At 59.2% G+C, this 16,439-nt stretch carries 17 protein-coding genes and 1 pseudogene; 8 read left to right on the top strand and 10 right to left on the bottom strand.

Features of this window, described 5'->3' with window-relative positions:
- Positions 1 to 197: helix-turn-helix domain-containing protein (locus JWR14_RS36580; protein WP_299719322.1), on the top strand; the 197-nt coding region annotated here is incomplete at its 5' end.
- Between the two features lie 129 nt (positions 198 to 326).
- Here the strand turns inward: JWR14_RS36580 and JWR14_RS36575 are convergent.
- Positions 327 to 1,046 (bottom strand): GNAT family N-acetyltransferase, encoded by a 720-nt coding sequence (locus JWR14_RS36575; protein WP_299719319.1) that lies wholly within the window; start codon positions 1,044 to 1,046, stop codon positions 327 to 329.
- A 146-nt stretch (positions 1,047 to 1,192) separates the two neighbouring features.
- Between JWR14_RS36575 and JWR14_RS36570 the strand changes: the two genes are divergently transcribed.
- On the top strand, positions 1,193 to 2,155 hold the full coding sequence (locus JWR14_RS36570) for a helix-turn-helix domain-containing protein (RefSeq protein ID WP_299719316.1): 963 nt from the start codon (positions 1,193 to 1,195) through the stop codon (positions 2,153 to 2,155).
- A 41-nt stretch (positions 2,156 to 2,196) separates the two neighbouring features.
- Here JWR14_RS36570 and JWR14_RS36565 read toward each other — a convergent pair whose 3' ends face one another.
- Both JWR14_RS36565 and JWR14_RS36560 read right to left on the bottom strand, forming a co-directional pair.
- The gene (locus tag JWR14_RS36565) at positions 2,197 to 3,282 is read right to left on the bottom strand and encodes a helix-turn-helix domain-containing protein (protein ID WP_299719314.1); all 1,086 of its coding nucleotides are present in this window, start codon (positions 3,280 to 3,282) and stop codon (positions 2,197 to 2,199) included.
- Between the two features lie 526 nt (positions 3,283 to 3,808).
- Positions 3,809 to 5,116: an aspartate aminotransferase family protein gene (locus JWR14_RS36560; RefSeq protein WP_299719311.1), complete on the bottom strand. Its 1,308-nt coding sequence runs from the start codon at positions 5,114 to 5,116 to the stop codon at positions 3,809 to 3,811.
- Between the two features lie 111 nt (positions 5,117 to 5,227).
- Between JWR14_RS36560 and JWR14_RS36555 the strand changes: the two genes are divergently transcribed.
- The 3 genes from JWR14_RS36555 (at position 5,228) to JWR14_RS36545 (ending at position 7,602) form a co-directional block, all read left to right on the top strand.
- Positions 5,228 to 6,100 carry a LysR family transcriptional regulator gene (locus JWR14_RS36555; RefSeq protein ID WP_299719309.1) on the top strand — a complete coding sequence of 291 codons (873 nt, stop codon included), beginning with the start codon at positions 5,228 to 5,230 and terminating at the stop codon, positions 6,098 to 6,100.
- A gap of 115 nt (positions 6,101 to 6,215) precedes the next feature.
- Complete coding sequence (locus JWR14_RS36550) at positions 6,216 to 6,680, top strand: hypothetical protein (RefSeq protein ID WP_299719307.1); 465 nt, start codon at positions 6,216 to 6,218, stop codon at positions 6,678 to 6,680.
- A 379-nt stretch (positions 6,681 to 7,059) separates the two neighbouring features.
- The gene (locus JWR14_RS36545) at positions 7,060 to 7,602 is read left to right on the top strand and encodes a DUF2867 domain-containing protein (RefSeq protein WP_299719305.1); all 543 of its coding nucleotides are present in this window, start codon (positions 7,060 to 7,062) and stop codon (positions 7,600 to 7,602) included.
- Positions 7,603 to 7,720: 118 nt separating this feature from the next.
- On the opposite strand, the gene JWR14_RS36540 is transcribed toward JWR14_RS36545, so the two are convergent.
- From JWR14_RS36540 to JWR14_RS36530, 3 genes are all read right to left on the bottom strand, one after another.
- Positions 7,721 to 9,103 carry a tripartite tricarboxylate transporter permease gene (locus tag JWR14_RS36540; RefSeq protein WP_299719303.1) on the bottom strand — a complete coding sequence of 461 codons (1,383 nt, stop codon included), beginning with the start codon at positions 9,101 to 9,103 and terminating at the stop codon, positions 7,721 to 7,723.
- Positions 9,103 to 9,666, bottom strand: a complete 564-nt coding sequence (locus tag JWR14_RS36535; protein ID WP_299719302.1) for a hypothetical protein — start codon at positions 9,664 to 9,666, stop codon at positions 9,103 to 9,105. The genes JWR14_RS36540 and JWR14_RS36535 overlap by 1 nt, the downstream gene beginning before the upstream one ends.
- Before the next feature lie 72 nt (positions 9,667 to 9,738).
- Positions 9,739 to 11,025, bottom strand: coding sequence for a hydroxymethylglutaryl-CoA reductase, degradative (locus JWR14_RS36530; RefSeq protein WP_299719300.1), 1,287 nt, complete (start codon positions 11,023 to 11,025; stop codon positions 9,739 to 9,741).
- A 173-nt stretch (positions 11,026 to 11,198) separates the two neighbouring features.
- Between JWR14_RS36530 and JWR14_RS36525 the strand changes: the two genes are divergently transcribed.
- Complete coding sequence (locus tag JWR14_RS36525; RefSeq protein WP_299719298.1) at positions 11,199 to 12,581, top strand: PLP-dependent aminotransferase family protein; 1,383 nt, start codon at positions 11,199 to 11,201, stop codon at positions 12,579 to 12,581.
- The gene (locus tag JWR14_RS36520; RefSeq protein ID WP_299719296.1) at positions 12,574 to 12,852 is read left to right on the top strand and encodes a hypothetical protein; all 279 of its coding nucleotides are present in this window, start codon (positions 12,574 to 12,576) and stop codon (positions 12,850 to 12,852) included. Before JWR14_RS36525 ends, JWR14_RS36520 begins: the two co-directional genes overlap by 8 nt.
- Here the strand turns inward: JWR14_RS36520 and JWR14_RS36515 are convergent.
- The 3 genes from JWR14_RS36515 to JWR14_RS36505 form a co-directional block, all read right to left on the bottom strand.
- Entirely contained in the window at positions 12,849 to 13,169 is a 321-nt protein-coding gene (locus tag JWR14_RS36515) for a DUF4148 domain-containing protein (protein ID WP_299719294.1), read from the bottom strand. The two genes, JWR14_RS36520 and JWR14_RS36515, sit on opposite strands and share 4 nt — an antisense overlap.
- Positions 13,170 to 13,349: 180 nt before the next feature.
- A complete protein-coding gene (locus JWR14_RS36510) occupies positions 13,350 to 13,880 on the bottom strand; it encodes an Mpo1-like protein (protein ID WP_299719291.1) in 531 nt (176 codons plus the stop codon).
- A 129-nt stretch (positions 13,881 to 14,009) separates the two neighbouring features.
- Positions 14,010 to 14,930 carry a LysR family transcriptional regulator gene (locus JWR14_RS36505; RefSeq protein WP_299719289.1) on the bottom strand — a complete coding sequence of 307 codons (921 nt, stop codon included), beginning with the start codon at positions 14,928 to 14,930 and terminating at the stop codon, positions 14,010 to 14,012.
- A 285-nt stretch (positions 14,931 to 15,215) separates the two neighbouring features.
- Between JWR14_RS36505 and JWR14_RS36500 the strand changes: the two genes are divergently transcribed.
- The gene (locus tag JWR14_RS36500; protein WP_299719286.1) at positions 15,216 to 16,178 is read left to right on the top strand and encodes an aromatic alcohol reductase; all 963 of its coding nucleotides are present in this window, start codon (positions 15,216 to 15,218) and stop codon (positions 16,176 to 16,178) included.
- Positions 16,179 to 16,187: 9 nt separating this feature from the next.
- Here JWR14_RS36500 and JWR14_RS36495 read toward each other — a convergent pair.
- Positions 16,188 to 16,439 (bottom strand): annotated as a pseudogene (locus JWR14_RS36495) (GntR family transcriptional regulator); the annotation flags it as partial.

The raw sequence follows: 16,439 nt of genomic DNA, 5'->3' as shown, positions 1-16,439 counted from the left end.
AGCATCTTCGGGTCGGCAAGGCTCGTGAAATGCTCGAAACCAGCCAACAATCGTTCGACCAGGTCGCCTGGAAAGTCGGTTACGAAGATGTTGGATCGTTTCGAAAGATCTTCATCAGGCTAACCGGACTGTCTCCAGGGGACTACCGAAGACGCTTTCAAACGCAGAGCCAGGGTGGGTCCGCCGCGCCGTTTTAAGGAGCATTCGCCGTAGATAAGCGAAGGATTCGTTCGCCTCGGTTACCGCCCCTCGGCAGTTGGCGCAGGCTGTCAAGCCCTACACTTCGAGGCTTACCGTGTACCGCGGCTTCGGTCCACATTTGAACTTTAAAGAACGGCAGCCGAACCCGGATCAGCATGCCCGATTCGGGTAAGGTGAAACGCGCGGCGCAATTCGAAGCCCAACCGTTCATACGACCCAATCGCCGAATGGTTGTCACTGAGCACATGTAGAAACGGAACCTCCCCCCGTTGCTCAATTTGTCTGCCCAAGGTTTTCACCAACCGGCCGGCAAGCCCTCTTCCGCGCCAGTCTTCGTCGACGCAAACGGCGCTTATCTCGACGTATCCGTTGAGACGCATCCGTTCTCCGGCCATTGCAATGAGCCGCCCTTGGTCGCGAATGCCAATGTAATTACCCATCCCACCTGTTCGCTTGCCGAAAGGACCGGGTTTGGTCTTTTGGGCGAGATCGAGCATGTCTTTCGCATCCACGTTACTTAGTTGGATCACCTCCTGAGCGTCCATGCTCCCGGCTTCCAGGTGCGTAGCGACCATTTGATGGACGATGCCAACATGCGTTAACTGCAGCGCATCGACCGGACCCATGGCATCGAATGATTGCAAAACGACGACGTGTTCGTCAGGCAGCAGAAGATGGTGGAGCGCCCGATAAGCAGCGGGGGTTTCCGATTCCAAAGCGGCAAAGGGAGCCACATCGGGATGGTACCGACGGGCAAGCGCTTCTCCGCGCCCAAGATGCGCTTGCCTGGTCGTAAGTGCCGTCCAGATCGGGCGGTCGAGGCCAACGTGTATCGAATGATTCATGTGCTTTCCCTTTGCAAGAGCCGACTCTGTCCCCACGGATTGAATGCCTGTCCAAGCGCGCCACGAGGCCGCATTGCTACGCAGTCTAGACGCTGGATCTGGACGGGGCTATAGTCGCAAACGACATTAATAGAGTCATTTGTGACATGAGACTGGCTATCCTCGCGCTCGACGGAGTATTCGACACCGGGCTCACCGTTCTGCTCGATACCTTCGCGACAGCCAACGAACTGGCCGCCGCCCAGGGATTCGCCGCACCGCCCTTCGAGGTAAGCCTCGTGGGCGTGCGCAGACGCATCCGTACCGCTCTCGGGTTGTCCACTCTGGTCGAACCAGCAAGCACTGTCCGTCAGCCGGATTGGGTGGTCGCCCCTGCGCTGAATGCCAAACAACCGGAACGCCTGATCGAGGCGCTGGAGCGCCGCGACGTGCGCGACGCGATGGCATACCTTCGCACCTGGAACGCTGATGGCATTGGAGTCGCGGCGGCGTGTATCGGTACGTTTGTGCTCGCGGAAGCCGGGCTTCTGGACAATCGCGAAGCAACAACCAGCTGGCCGCTGGCGCCGTTCTTCCGTCAACGCTACCCGGCTGTCAAACTGGACGATTCCCGCATGGTGGTTGCGTCGCATCGCGTGGTGACTGCGGGCGCCATGATGGGCCATCTGGATCTTGCGCTTTGGCTGGTGCGACAGGCGAGTCCCGAGTTGGCGACACTCGTCGCGCGCTTCATGCTGATTGACAAGCGTTCATCCCAGGCCGAATACATTATTCCGGATCACCTCGCCCATGCCGATCCGTTGATTGCAAGATTCGAGCGGTGGGCTCGCGGCAATCTCCCTTCCGGGTTTTCGCTTCAGGAAGCGGCCAGTGCATTGGCCGTCGGCACACGCACGTTGCAGCGCCGCACCGAGGCAGTGCTCGGTAAGTCGCCGCTGGCATTTTTCCAGGACCTGCGAATCGAACGGGCGCAGCACCTCGTTTCGATTGGCCAGGATCTCGAGACAATTGCGAGCGAGGTTGGCTACGCCGACGCAGCGACATTGCGGACTTTGTTGCGTCGGAAGCTGGGCCGCGGAGTGCGGGAACTTCGCGCCAACATGCGGTAGTCGATCCCGGTTAGCACGCCAACTAGTTCAACCTTGCCCATCTATGCGAAGCGCTCCCGTCTTGCATGTTCGGGCCGGAGCAACGGTGCGTACTCGTGCAATTCCCGTGGTGCAATGTCGAAGACGCGACGGAATGCACGCGTAAAGCTCGATGCACCATTGAAGCCCAATCCCGAGGCAATGTCCTGTACGTCCATATGCGGAAAGCGCACCAGCTCGTCAGCCGCCATTCGCAGCCTGCGGCTGCGAATATAAGCGGCCAGCCCACCTTCGTGCTCAAAGAGACGGTACACGCTGGCACGCGAGAGACGCAGCGACGCCAACACGCTGTCAGGCGACAACGCCGGATCGTGCAGATGGGCCTCCACGTATCTCCGCACTTGTCCAAAGACCGCTGCGCGTACCGCCGCGCGGCCGTCGCCGGAAAGACCCGCTTGACGGCTGAACGCTGCGACGAGCAGCTCTACCGTGGTGAGAAAGGACCGACGCGCTTCGTCCCTGGCCAGCCCGGCGATTTGTCGATTGAGCGCCACCAGATGCTCGATCAGCAAGCGCGTCAAAGGAGTGGTGGCGCGAACCCATCGGCCATGCAGCGAGGCGGCATCAGGGAACGATCTTTCCACCAAAGCACGCGGCACAAAAAGGAGCAGTATCCTGCCGTGAAAACTCCGGACTGTGCACGGCTGGTCCATGTCCAGCGCGAGGATACTTGGCACTTGCGGTATGTGCGCCTCGTCGTGCCGTGGCTTGCTGCCCAGGAACTGCCCCGGCGGCCCTTCAAGGTACACGCTGAAGCTGATGTCGCGAATGCTCTCGGTCGACACTCGCCCCAACGATCGCACCGCAAGGTTGGGCCCGGTGTGGAAATCGAAGAGGCTCAGACTGTCGACGGTGTAGCGAGACAGCGATGCGTCGAACGTATCCTCAGCTTGCTTTGAAAAAGGCTGTATGTCGTAGACAGGACTCATGCGCTCCTGCCACGCAAGGAAGCTTTGGCGGGCGTCGCCTTGCACGCTGAAATTGCTGTGCGCGATGCCGGGCGCGAGCGTGGGCCGCTGCGGCGGCAATAACAAGCGGCTTAGCGGTGTCGCAATGTTTAGCGGGTCGTCGTTCAAGGCGGTGCTCATCGCTGATTTTGGTCCGTTTTTGATCCGCCCCGTGCGGCTGAACTTTATGTTGAACCACTAGCCCGCTCGGAGCCCGCCAGTCCAGGTTGCCGAGAATATCGGTCCATATTTGACGCGCAGTTGACCCGGAGCGCCGCTCAAGCCGAATGCGCGGGTCAGATTAGAACTGAGTGGGATGAGGCGATTGTGACGAACGCGGCTTTATCGGTCTTGGGAACCGTCGAAACATGGCCGCGCGTTCGCGGTGCCGCAATCCTTTGGAACGGACAGATTCTGCTTGTCCTATCTAGCGTATTACGGCACGGCGAACGCGGACTTTAGGGGCTTTGGCCGAATAAACGTCTTACCAGCACTTTCCAATGATCGGATAGCCTGAGTGCGTGGCAATTACCTGGATGGAGAATGGGCGCTGAGCGGCGAAGTTCAGCCGCTCGCGTGGGTGTGCTCAGCAGAGGTACTCGCCGCTTCGCCCGGGTCAGCCACTCACAGCGGTGGCTTCATGGCGTTCGCAACCTGGCATTGCGTGTCACATGCCCACGCTTTCCTCAATAGCTTGCTCGATGATCGATAACCCGCGATCGATCTCAGCCTCGGCAATCGTAAGCGGCGGAGCAAGGCGGAAGACGTCGCCCAGTCCCGGCAACTGAACAATATTCATGTGTAAGCCGAGTTCAAGGCAGCGACGTGTGATTGCAGCGGAAAGATCCGGGGCCGCAGCTTTGGTTGATCTGTCGCCGACGATTTCGATTCCGAGCATCAAGCCACGTCCGCGCACATCGCCGATACATTCGAAGCGGCTTTGAAGCGTCTCCAGACCGCCGCGCAAACGGCTGCCAAGCACACCAGCGCGCTCGACGAGACCATCCCGCTCGATGATTTCGATAACTTTGACGCCAACCGCTGCCGGCATCGGATCAGACACGTGCGTCGTATAAAAGAGGAAGCCTCGTTCGTGTGCCTGATTTTCGATTGCCTGAGTCGTCAGCACGGCAGCCAGTGGAAGTCCTGCGCCCAGTGTCTTGGACAAGGTCAGGATGTCGGGCACCACGCTGTCGTACTCGCAAGCGAACATTGTTCCGGTTCTGCCCATGCCGGTTTGGGCTTCGTCCACGATCAACAGCATGCCCCGCTCGACACACTTCGCCTTTAGCGCGCGCATATAGCCTTGCGGCAGTTCAATCAGGCCACCCGAGCTCAGGATTGGCTCAGCGATGAACGCCGCGAGGCTGCCGCAAGATTGCCTGTCGATCAGGTCGAAAGCATAGTCGAGTTCAGCCGCCCAATCATAGGCGCCGTTGCGCTCGAACCGTGGCCGGTACGGATACGGCGCCGGAATGGCGAAGGAGCCCACGGCGGCCGGACCGTAACCCTTGCGGCCGGCGCTGTAAGTGGCCGACGCTGCGCCGCCGGTCATGCCGTGCCACGATTGAGCGAAGCTCACGATCTCGTGCCGGCCGGTGACGAGCTTTGCCATCTTGATTGCTGCTTCGTTGGCTTCGCCACCGGTGCTGAGCAGCAAGGAACGTTCGAGTCCTTTAGGCGCGATGCCCGCGAGGCGGGTTGCCAGGTCCACGACCGGGCGTGAGAGCATCCCGCTGAAAAGGTGGGTGAGATTGCGTGCACTCTCGGCGATAACTTCGGCGATTTCCGGATGAGAGTGACCGAGGATGGCGCTCATCTGTCCGGAGGTGAAATCGAGTATCGCGCGGCCCGTGGAATCATGAACATGGCTGCCGCTGGCACGCTCGATTATGACGGGCGAGAATGTTCCGCCGTAGCGGATCAGGTGCTGCTGAGCGTTTGACCAAAAGTCCCGATCGGTTTGTGCTGACATGTCTGTGTCCAGAGTGGCGGGCGGATGTGCCGAAGGTCAATGTAAGCGAACTAAATCGGCGGGTGGAAATGAAAAGTTGTGATGCCTGCCATTCGAGGAGCTGATGCCATCATGTTGCAGCTGGATTTCGATTTGCTCAGGACGTTCGTCGCCATAGCGGATGCCGGATCGCTCACGCGCGCGGCGGCGGAAGTTGGCCGTACGCAATCCGCGCTTAGCATGCAGTTGAAGAGGATCGAAGAGATCGTCGATGGCGCGGTGCTGGTGCGTACCGCACGCGGCGTGGAACTGACGTCGCGCGGGGATCGATTGTTATCGCACGCCCGAAGGCTGGTGCGCGCACACGACGAGGCGCTGGTCGACGTGACGGGTCGTGGGCTCACTGGTTCGATCCGGCTCGGATGCCCCGAGGACTATTGCACGGAGTTCCTTCCGGCCGTGCTCCGCGCGATAGCGGCGCAGCATCCTCGGGTCGCACTGGAAGTCGTCTGTGCGCCTACGCCCTTGCTCGAGAAAATGCTCGATGCGCGCCGTGTCGATGTGGCATTGGTATCGCTCGCAGCGCAGGGGAATCTGGAGCGGGTGATTCGCTGGGAGGACCTGGTGTGGATCGCATCGCAAGACTTCTACGCCCCAAGCGATGGACCTCTGCAAATAGCCTTGTCGGCGCCTGAAACGCTCGACCATCAGGCGGCGCGGCGTGCGCTCGACAGTGCCAATATCAGCTACCGCGTGGCTTATGAGAGCGTCAGCAAGGATGGGCTGCTGGCAATCGTGCGAGCGGGCATAGCAGTCGCTGTGCTGACGAGAGGAGCGGTGCCGGCGGATTTGCGGATCATGCCCGCTGGCGAACTGCTCCCGCCGCTTCCGCATGTTGGCATTGCCGTCGTTTCGCACACGGGTCCGGCCGATTCGCTGCTTGTGGAGAATGTGAAGGACCTCATGACCCGCACCTTGAGCACGATGTCGCCACTTTCGTCCTGATGTGTTCCGACGGGTGCCGTCCCGGAATGCTTGCGCGGGCCTTTCGAATGCAACTGCGAACGCTTCGGACGCACAGCTATAATCGTGCTCAAACGTGGCTATGGAAGTTCTATTCGTGAAAAAGATTGCTGCTTTTGCGCTTGTTGCGCTTGGTACCCTTGTACTCACCGGTTGCTCGTCCGCTGAAAAGCAGGCTGAGCAAGCCCAGAAATTCGTCCACAACGAAACCAGCCTTGCCGCCGCTCAACACAATGCGGTAGTCAATTGCGAAGCGGCGAACTGCGACGCGGCCTGGGCGCTTACAAAACGCTATATCGAGCAACATTCCGACACGCCCGTGACGCGCGCGGACGCGGTCGCCATCGACACCGACGTGCCCTCTGGCGGGGGCAAGGCCAGCTTTTCGGCCACTCGTGATGCGAAAGGTTCGAGCGCAACGCTAACCCTCTTTGCGCAGTGCCGTGGCATGTACGGGCAAGACAGCGCGAAAGGTTCGGACTACGACAAGTGCGCCGACAAGATCCTCAAGGCACAGAATGGATATGCGGCGTTTCTCAGGACACATTCGTCTGGTCAGTAAGTGCGTTGAGTGCTGCACAGCGCGAGCTGTCGGTGGAATTTCATCGAACGGTTCTTCGATGAAATCGAACACCTCAACCGGATCGCCGTTTGCTTCGATAAACTCGCTTCGAACGCTCTTGCGCCAACGGCTGGGAAGAGGAGTGCGCGATCTTCGCGCCGACCCGCGCTGACGGTGAACCTGACCTCCCGTTTCACTGGCGCCTACCGCAGCGCATCCGTTATTTCATTCGCGGGTACAAGTGCAGTGCAGCGATACAAAAGGTGATATATCCGGCGGGTGTACAGTCACAAATGGTACTCGCGGTTAGCCTAGACGCGACCTTAGCCCGGTCCTCAGACCCGTCGCCCCGAGACATCACATCGGAGTCGCTTGCCCCATGCAAAATGCAAATGTGTCCGTTACCTCCGTCGCGTTGCCGCCCAGTTCACGCGTAACGCGCATGTACGAGCATCCGAACCTCGCGGATGCCTACACCATCCGCTTGCCGGATAACGCAACCACCGATCCCGAACTACTCGCGCGTTTCATGTTTTCGCATCAGGCCGCATGGGTTGCAAAGCTCTTGCGAGTGCGGGACGCGCTCGTTGCCGGGTTTGGCCTCAAGACCGCGAAACGCCTGGAGGAATCCGCACGGTCCGAGCAGGACAAGCATGTCTCCATTTTCAGGATCTACGAGCGCACTGTCGATGAAATCATCCTCGGCGAAGACGACAAGCATCTCGACTTCAGGGTGTCGGTGTTTCAGGAAGCCAGGGAAAACGCGGCAGGCGGCGGGCGCTATTTGACGGTATCGACTGTCGTGCAATGCCACAACCTTCTGGGACGGTCGTACATCTTGTTGATCACGCCGTTTCATGAAATGGTGGTTCGATCAAGCATGCGGCGCGCGGCGCTTATCGGCTGGCCCACTGCCTCCTGAGCCGGCTCGCGCTTGACGCTTCGCGACACATCGACGCTCGCAGATCGAGGCCAGTCTCAGGCTCTGAGCGTGGGTTTTCGTTGGCACGGGTCGAGTCGAGAAATCCAGCATCGCCACCTCATGCAATCAATTTCGTCAACGCCGGAACACTCAGTACTGCCGTGTAATACCCCATGAACTGAACGCCGGTGTTAAAGCCGAAGCGCCGGGATAACAATCCTCCCAAAAGCCCGATCGTCACGATCACGAGGAACCCCAGCAACTGCCCTTCCCACACGCTGATCACCACGATCAGTCCCGCGAACGTCGCAATGATCGCTTCATGGCTGAGCCGCCGGGCAACGAACGAAGCCGCCCGGTGCGCATAGTTCATCGAAAACGGATACGCAATCAGCGCTGCCAGCACGACCGACAACAAACCGTAGCCGAGAAACTCCCAGCTCGTCATCAACGTGTGCAGATTGTTCATGTGCCCCGTGGCTGTATCGACGAAAAATCGCGGCGGCGCGTTGAAAAGCGGCGCCGCCGGACCCGCTGCCACGGGACTCAAAGGCAGTCCGAACGCGATCAACGGAATTAATGTCTCGGCAATATAGGTGGCCTCCGTCACGCCGTTTCGTGCGGCAATGACCGTAGTCAAACGATGGTACGAGTGCTTGATTCGCGAGCCGACCAGTTCGCCCATCACGACGGTCATCGCGACCGGGCTAAAGACAAACGTTGCGCTCGACACCGCCGCCGTCGCAATGGTCCAGTTCCGCTGCTGCCGGTCGAGCACCTTCAACGGATTGGGAAAGTAGCCGCTCCAGCTTTTCACGTCCGGCGCAAGCGAGAACGTCTTGACCCGATCGCGGCGCATCACTGCGCGATCCGCGGGCGAGAGAATGGAAAACAGGTCTGCAATCAGCGGGCCGATGGCAATGCCCAAAAAATAACTGACGCTGAGTTTCACGCCGTATTTTCCGGTCAGCGCCTGGAGCCCGACGATCACCAGCACGAACGGCACGAGCAGCAACACCGACGCCCATCGGCCCGATGAAAAGTACGCGATCGCAACGGCTGCGGCGAGAAACACCCACGGCGCCGCTTTTGATATCGACGGGCCGAACGGCGCGAGTAGCACAGCGAACAACACCGCCAGCGGCACCGCGACGAAGGCCGCGATAATCGCACCCGAAATCATCTTTCGCAGCGCAATGTGCGGCACGCCGAGATTGCGCAGCATGGTCGCCTGCTGAAGCAAGGGCGCCGCGAGCGTGTCGCCTGGAATGCCGAGCAGCGCCGTCGGAATGGCGTGCGTCATGTGCTTTGCCACAGCCCCGGCCATGAAGAACGTGAAGACACCCGCGGGCGGCACGCCGAGCAGCGCGACCAGCAAGGTAAGTGGTGCAAGGGTTGTAGTTTCGTCCGTGCCGGAAATGAGACCGATCCCGGCGAACACGATGGCGCCGGTCAGGCCCATCGATACCGCCACAAGTATCTGGTGAACAAGCGCGTCCATCACAAGGACTCCTTACTTGTTTTTGTTTCAGTGATTTCAGCGGCGTCAGGGGAAACGTGGCCTTCACCAAGCGCACGTTTTGATGCCTCAATGCGCTGCTCGTGTTTGAGAAATACATCGTAGAGACCGAGCTCTTTCATCTCGATGACAACCGGCAGCGGCAGATCCGCGACAAACCCCAGGCCGCCCGCCTCGGCAGCAAGCTGATCGAGCACTTCTTCGCGGCGAGCCGTATCGGATGCCTGGTCGACCACTACGCGTTTCGGCTTGAACAGTTTCGCGCACACCGCGCCCGCGATCAGGCAGCCGGCAAGTCCCACCAGCATGGCGTAAGCACGGGTCATCGCGGCGTCGTGTACGTAGAGCGCGAGAAAATAATTGGCCGAGAAAAAAGCGCCCAGGCTGATGCCTATGCCCAGCGCGACAGACCACGCGAGATGCCGGATATCGACGGTGTCTCCCCACACTTCAACCAGATGGGAAGCCTGCGCATCAACGGCTATGCTCATGGCCACGGACGTCGGTCTCAGCGCCTCATCGGCGTCCAATACTGAATGCTTCATTGTCTCCTCCGTTTGCGGAAGTTTTTGTTTCGTTATCGCCGTCGTGCGTTCAGGCCAAAATCAGACCGCTAATCAAGCGTCACGAGGTCCTGCAAGCAACGTCATTGCGTAGTCGGTACGCACGTCGTTTGCCGCGACCATCTTTCCAACTACCCAATCGATATCCACGCCGGTCGCGCCCGCGGACATCGCGATATTGCGCGCGTGAAGCGCCATGTGCCCGCGCTGGATACCTTCGGTAGAAAGCGCACGCAACGCACCCATGTTTTGCGCGAGGCCGACGGCGACAGCAATCTCGCCGAGATCCTGAGCCGAGTGCACGTCCATGATCTTGAGGGCGAGCCGCGCGAGTGGATGCGTCTTGGTGGCGCCGCCGACAAGACCCACGGGCATCGGCATCTCGATGGTGCCCACCAGGTCGCCGTTAGCCGCTCTTTCCCACGTGGTCAGCGAGGTATATCGACCGTTGCGGCACGCATACGCATGCGCGCCCGCTTCGACGGCGCGCCAGTCATTCCCGGTGGCGACAATCACCGGATCGATGCCGTTCATGATCCCTTTGTTATGCGTCGCGGCGCGGTACGGATCGATGGCCGCGAACAGATACGCATCGATCACGCCTTCGATCACTTGCTCACCCGAATACTCCCTGGTCGTCAGCGTTTCGGCGGAGTAACGGACTTGCGCGCGAGCGAGACGCAGATCCGCGAGATTCGACAAGATGCGCAGGCGAACCTTACCGCCCGTGATCTCCTCCATACGTCCTGCCACCGACTCCGCCATCGTATTGACGGTGTTCGCGCCCATCGCATCTCGTACATCAACGATCAGGTGCGCAACTACCATCGCCCCGCGAGGCGTCTCGGGAAACACGTGAACCTCGATGTCCTTGCAGCCACCGCCGAGACCGATCAGCACCTTGTCGCGGCTATTCGCAAGCTGGATCAGTTCTTCCTTGTGCTTCAGAATCGATAAACGCGCGCCATAAGGATCGCTCACGCCGATGATCTGCACTTGGGCGCGCATCAGCGGCGCGGTGCTCGACGTGATGAAACCGCCCGCCTCGCGCGCCATCTTTGCCATGAACGAGGCTGCGGCAACTATCGATGGTTCCTCCACCGCCATCGGCACGAGCACGTCGCGCCCGTTGATCTGGAAGTAGCCGGCCACGGCCATCGGCAACTGGAAGGTCCCGATCACGTTCTCGATCATGCCATTGGCGGTATCCAGCGAGAGTGCGCCGGCGTTGGCGAGCAACGCATGGTCGGCGTCGCTCAGATTCGCTGCCTCGGCAATGTGCTTCAGGCGTTGCGCCGGCGACAGCCCGCGAAAATTCAGCAACTTTGAATCGATGTTCACTTGCAATGCTCCTTGGCTTTCCCGGTTATTCGTTCGCCCCTCTTCCGCCTTGCGGAAGTGGCCGGATCGAGCGAATAATAGGCCAGCTGTACCCTATTAAAAGGCACACTTATTCGAGACAGCGAAGTCACTGTACCCAGAACAATTCAAACGGACATGGAGCAATCAGGATCATGCAACGCGAAAAGACGGGCCTGCCTCGATCCATCGCAGACAATTTGGCCAGACAGATCAAAGAAGGCCTGCTGCAGGCCGGTGCCAAATTGCCATCGATTAGGGAATACGCTGAGGGGAACGGTTGCTCGAAGAACACCGTTATCAGCGCATTCGACATCCTGACGGCGAACGGCCTGATCGAACCGAAGCGAGGGTCGGGATTTTTCGTGTCGCGTTCGGTCGATGTACAGCCGGTCGGCGATGAACCCACTACCCTGGATCGGGCAATGGATGTCGTGTGGCTGATGCGGGAACAACTGCAGAACAAGCCCGAGTTTCTCAATCTGGGAGAAGGATTTCCGCCGGTTGAGTGGCTGGAAGAAACACGTCTGGATCAATTTCATCAGCGCGTGGTCCGGACCGGCGTGGGATCGCTGTTTCGCTACGGCAGCCGCTTCGGGTATCTGCCATTGCGCCAGCATCTTCAGCAGAAGCTGGCCGCGTATGAGATTGAAGCCGCCCCTACGCAGATCGTGCTCACGCACGGCGCCAATCAGGCAATGGACATGGTGCTGCGATATTTCGTGCGCCCGGGCGATACCGTACTGGTCGACGACCCCGGGTATTACCCGCTGTTCGGGAAGTTGAAGTTGAGCGGCGCGAACATGGTCGGTGTTCCAAGGGAGATCGACGGTCCTGACATCGCGGTGCTCGAAGAGCATTTGAAGAGCTATCGGCCGAAACTCTTCTTCACGCAGTCAGTGGGACACAATCCGACCGCGACCGACACGAGCGCCGCGAAGGCGCATCGCATACTCAGGCTGGCCGAAACCTACGACCTCACGATTGTTGAGAACGATGCGCTCGCGGACCTGAAACCACGCGCGCTTACGCGCATCTCGACGCTCGATCAATTGCGCCGGACGATTTATATCGGCAGTTTCGCGAAGTCGGTATCCGCTGCGTTGCGTGTAGGTTTTCTTGCTTGCGACCCGGCCCTTGCAAGTGATCTCGCCGATGTAAAAATGCTGACGCACGTGAGCAGTTCGGAATATTGCGAGCGCACGCTGGAAGCCATTCTGAGTGATGGCCATTTCCTGCGTCACACCAATCACATGCAGGAGAAACTTCGACGGGCGACCGAAGCGGGGGTCAACGCGCTCCATGCGCTGGGCGCGAAGATCTACAAGGTCAGTGACCAGAGCCTCTATCTTTGGGCAGCGCTGCCCCACTGCGAAGACTCAATCAAATTTGCCAAAGCGATGCTCGCACAATCCGTCATTCTCGCGCCGGGGACGGTCTTTTCACCACACGCGGAAAGCGTTTCGCCGTACTGCCGGTTTAACGTCGCGTATCTGAAGGACCCTCGATTCGCGGCCGCGCTAAAAGCACTTGGCTGAAGCGTACGCATCCGTCACCCGCTTCTCGCATTTCTCGTTCGTCGAAAGCAAAAAAAGCCCAACTTATAGCTGGGCGAATTCCATCGGGATCGGAGCAACCCCGCTGGAGGAGGTGCTGTTCGTTGATTCGAAAGAACGTGATTCGAAACAACTATGTAAATTGGATAAGCGCACAGGATCGCTGCGCGCTTATCAGCCATCTTCGAAGCGTTTTTTCATGCCGCCAGGATTGCTGCGCGGCTTGATAACGCGGGCGACTAATGCTGATTAGTGGCCGGAGTAGATCGACTTGCCGTTGTCGTTCAGCGCGGGGCTCACAACTGCGCGGGCACCCGATGCCGACGTGCCGTCGGTCACACCACCGAAGCTGTTGGCTGCGCCGTTTTGCGCGGAGACACGTGCTTCCGCAGCCTGAATATCGGCCGGGTAATACGGGTCATCGCGGCCAGGTTGATAGCCCGCCTTTTCAAGCTGGACCAGTTGAGCCTTCACTTCAGCGCGAGTAACAGGCGCATTCGATTGTGCGAAAGACGACATGGCCGGAATAGCGAGGACTGCGGCAACAATAAGCGATTGAACGAGTTTCATGACCTACCTCCGAATCTTGATTTGCGCCGCGAACAACCCTGTTCGCGTTTCAGTGATTCAAGTGTAGGTAAATACACGCTTAAGATTAATAGCAGACTGCGCAAGGGATTATTGTCGATTTAGTGTAAACCCTAGTCATTCGAAGGACGTTGACAGCGTCGCCATACAAATAGCTGACGGTCAACGTACGACTCCTTTACCGGCAGCGCCGCGTATGGGGCCAGCGCGTTCTTCAATCGCGCGCCGAACAGGGTCGCGCAGTCCGAGGAAGAACGCCAGCTCTGCGACAATGAACAGCGGCCCAACCGCCAGCCCGATGACATCGTCCACGAAAGCCGGCTTGCTGCCTTCGAAATAGTGCCCGATGAACTGGATCACCCAGCCGACAAAAAACAGGCCCAGGCCCCAGGCGAGCCACGATGCGGTTGTTTGCATCGCGAGCAGCTTTCCCGCCCACACGCTCAGCGCGAGCAGGAGAGTCATCAGGATACCAAACCGAATGTCGAGCCGAAGGTAGAACACGGCGACCGCTGCGGCGAGCAGCATGGCCGGCGACACACTCAGCGTGTCTGTCACCCCGAGCGCCGGACGCGCGAGCAGACTGGCAACCGCGACCACGATCAGCGGAATGCCAATGAGATGCGAAACGATGTTGCGCGAGTCGCGGTGATACACCGCATACTGTCCAAGCTGGTCAACCAGGGATTTCATGGGCGTACTCTCCGATTCATCGTGGGCGGCATGGTTGCGTGTACTCAACCTTTAACGCTCCAAAGCGACGTTCAATCACGCTCTCAACAAATTTTATACGTCGCCTTGAAGATGTCTTAGCGCGGCCTGTCATCTTGATCCTGCATCCGGATTGACGCCGCTTTGTGGAAAGATCCGGATGACCCAATCGACGAAAGCCTTGATTGCCACGCCCGCATTTCTACCGTTCGGATAAACGATTGAAATGGGCACCGGCGCACTTCTTGCATTTGCCAGGACCTCTTTCAGACGCCCGCTTTCCAGATATGGCGACGCGACAAACTCCGACAACTGGATCAGTCCCAATCCTTCCAGGCCGCATTGCAAATACGCTTCTGTTTCGTTGACGGCAAATCGGCTTGGCATGGTGACCGTGACGTTTTCACCGTCTACCTTGAAGCGCCAGTCGAGCGGCCGGCCGGTGGCATTCGCTATATAGTTGACCGCGCGATGAACACTGAGCGATTCGACGGTTTCAGGTTCTCCGTATTCCTTAAGATATCGTGGCGCCGCGCAAGTCAACCAGTTCAGTTGGCCCAGCCTGCGTGCCGTCAACGTCGAGTCCGTCAGTTCACCGGTGCGGATGACGCAATCAATACCATCGTAAATCAGGTCGACGGGGCGATCGCTAAGAACCAGTGTCAGCTCAATGCCGGGATAAAGCCGTTCGAATTCCCGCAGCCGCGGCAGCACGATCGCGCGGCCTAATATGCCCGGCATACCCGCTCGTATTCGCCCATGCGGAGTCGCGGCATCAGCCAACAGGCCGCTCTCTGCCTGCGCTATGTCCGACAGGATTGCCCGGCACGACGCATAGTAACGTTCGCCTGCATCGGTGAGGCTGAGAGTCCGCGTACTTCGCCTAAGCAGCGGCGTACCCAGATGCTTCTCAAGATTCTTGATCACCGTCGTGACCGATGACCGTGGCATCGACAAGGTCTGCGCCGCCTTGCTGAAGCTCTGCGTTTCGACGACCCGGGCAAAGGTTGCCATCGCTTGAAGTTTGTCCATGAACGGGCAAGTGTCCGGTTCTATTTCGTCGGTGACAGGCAGTTCGAAAAGGGGACGCTCATCTGCATTGATCGCCGGCCTCCCCGACTGAATCGTTCCGAATCGTTCGATGTGCACGCGTTCTCATTTCAGTGGCAGCGAACAATGCCGCGCACCCGCGCCACTAGACTTCGAGTGTCCGGCTGTTCTCCCCTTCAACGCACTGCGGAGTAATAAACCGGTTATGAACGGGTCGCGTAAGCACGCGCATCCGATAACTTCTCCCAAGTAAAAAAAGGTACTCGTATGTCGCATGCTAATTCTATTCTTGTCCTGGGTGCTGGCGAACTCGGCATGGCAATGTTGCGCAGTCTCGCGCGCCGCGCCAGGCCGGCGTCAGGGATTTCTATCGCGGTTCTGCTGCGCCCGTCGACCATCGATTCGCAAGATCTCGCCAAGCAAAAGGACATTGCCGAGCTGCGCTCGTTGGGCATCGAACTGGTCGCCGGTGATCTGGCGGAGGAATCGGAAGACTCGCTGGCCGCAGTTTTTAAACGCTTCCACACGGTCATCTCGTGCACGGGATTCGTTGGCGGCAGCGGCGTTCAGCGCAAGCTCGCCCGCGCAGCGCTGCAGGCTCGGGTCAAGCGATATTTCCCCTGGCAATTCGGCGTTGACTACGACGTCATCGGCCGGGGCAGCCCGCAGGATCTGTTCGATGAGCAACTCGACGTGCGCGACCTGCTGCGCTCGCAGGATCAGACGGAATGGGTGATCGTATCGACTGGCATGTTTACCAGCTTTCTCTTCGAACCGTCGTTCGGCGTGGTGGACCTCGCGCGAAACACCGTGAACGCGTTGGGAAGCTGGGACAACGGCGTGACCGTGACAACGGCCGACGACATTGGCGCGCTGACCACCGAAATTGTGTTTGCGGAGCCGCGCATCGCCGATCAGATCGTCTACATCGCGGGCGACACCGTTACTTATCGTCAACTCGCCGATGCGGTCGATAAACTATTGGACCAGAACGTCCGTCGCACTGAGTGGAGCGTGCCGGAATTGAAACGCGAACTGGCCGCGGATCCGGACGATTCGATCAAGAAATATCGCGCGGTATTCGCCGAAGGAAAAGGCGTGGCGTGGGACAAGTCGCAGACGTTCAATGCCCAACGCGGCATTGCAGCTTGTGGGCTTGAAGACTGGATGCGCGCAAATCTTGTGCCGAGTGAAAGCGTTGCGCTTCGGGAAGTCGACCATCAGTCATAACCCCGGGCCTTAGACGATCCGCTGCATATACCCCGGCAGATCGGGCTCGGGCAGCACCGCCAGAACCTTCAGCCGCTGCAACGTGCGCTTCTGCGCCGCGCGTAAATGATCTAGCAGCGCGTTGGCGGCGGCATCGATGTCTCCATCGAGCAATGGCCGCAACACCGCACGATGTTCAGCGAGCGTCACCGGATCGGGATGCAGGTTGAACGCGTTGAAAAACGCGTGGTTGACGGTCAGCGGCATCAGCGCGTGATCGAT

It is taken from the genome of Caballeronia sp., assembly GCF_028292365.1.
GTDB lineage: Bacteria > Pseudomonadota > Gammaproteobacteria > Burkholderiales > Burkholderiaceae > Caballeronia.
Note: the sequence above shows the minus strand (reverse complement) of the source record. Positions and strands in the feature narration are given on the sequence as shown.

Excerpts from the sequence above, each read along its gene's own strand:
- JWR14_RS36575 (WP_299719319.1), bottom strand. The coding sequence starts at position 1,046 with ATGAATCATTCGATACACGTTGGCCTCGACCGCCCGATCTGGACGGCA.
- JWR14_RS36570 (WP_299719316.1), top strand. The coding sequence starts at position 1,193 with ATGAGACTGGCTATCCTCGCGCTCGACGGAGTATTCGACACCGGGCTC.
- JWR14_RS36565 (WP_299719314.1), bottom strand. The coding sequence starts at position 3,282 with ATGAGCACCGCCTTGAACGACGACCCGCTAAACATTGCGACACCGCTA.
- JWR14_RS36560 (WP_299719311.1), bottom strand. The coding sequence starts at position 5,116 with ATGTCAGCACAAACCGATCGGGACTTTTGGTCAAACGCTCAGCAGCAC.
- JWR14_RS36555 (WP_299719309.1), top strand. The coding sequence starts at position 5,228 with ATGTTGCAGCTGGATTTCGATTTGCTCAGGACGTTCGTCGCCATAGCG.
- JWR14_RS36545 (WP_299719305.1), top strand. The coding sequence starts at position 7,060 with ATGCAAAATGCAAATGTGTCCGTTACCTCCGTCGCGTTGCCGCCCAGT.
- JWR14_RS36540 (WP_299719303.1), bottom strand. The coding sequence starts at position 9,103 with ATGGACGCGCTTGTTCACCAGATACTTGTGGCGGTATCGATGGGCCTG.
- JWR14_RS36535 (WP_299719302.1), bottom strand. The coding sequence starts at position 9,666 with ATGAAGCATTCAGTATTGGACGCCGATGAGGCGCTGAGACCGACGTCC.
- JWR14_RS36525 (WP_299719298.1), top strand. The coding sequence starts at position 11,199 with ATGCAACGCGAAAAGACGGGCCTGCCTCGATCCATCGCAGACAATTTG.
- JWR14_RS36515 (WP_299719294.1), bottom strand. The coding sequence starts at position 13,169 with ATGAAACTCGTTCAATCGCTTATTGTTGCCGCAGTCCTCGCTATTCCG.
- JWR14_RS36510 (WP_299719291.1), bottom strand. The coding sequence starts at position 13,880 with ATGAAATCCCTGGTTGACCAGCTTGGACAGTATGCGGTGTATCACCGC.
- JWR14_RS36505 (WP_299719289.1), bottom strand. The coding sequence starts at position 14,930 with ATGGACAAACTTCAAGCGATGGCAACCTTTGCCCGGGTCGTCGAAACG.
- JWR14_RS36500 (WP_299719286.1), top strand. The coding sequence starts at position 15,216 with ATGTCGCATGCTAATTCTATTCTTGTCCTGGGTGCTGGCGAACTCGGC.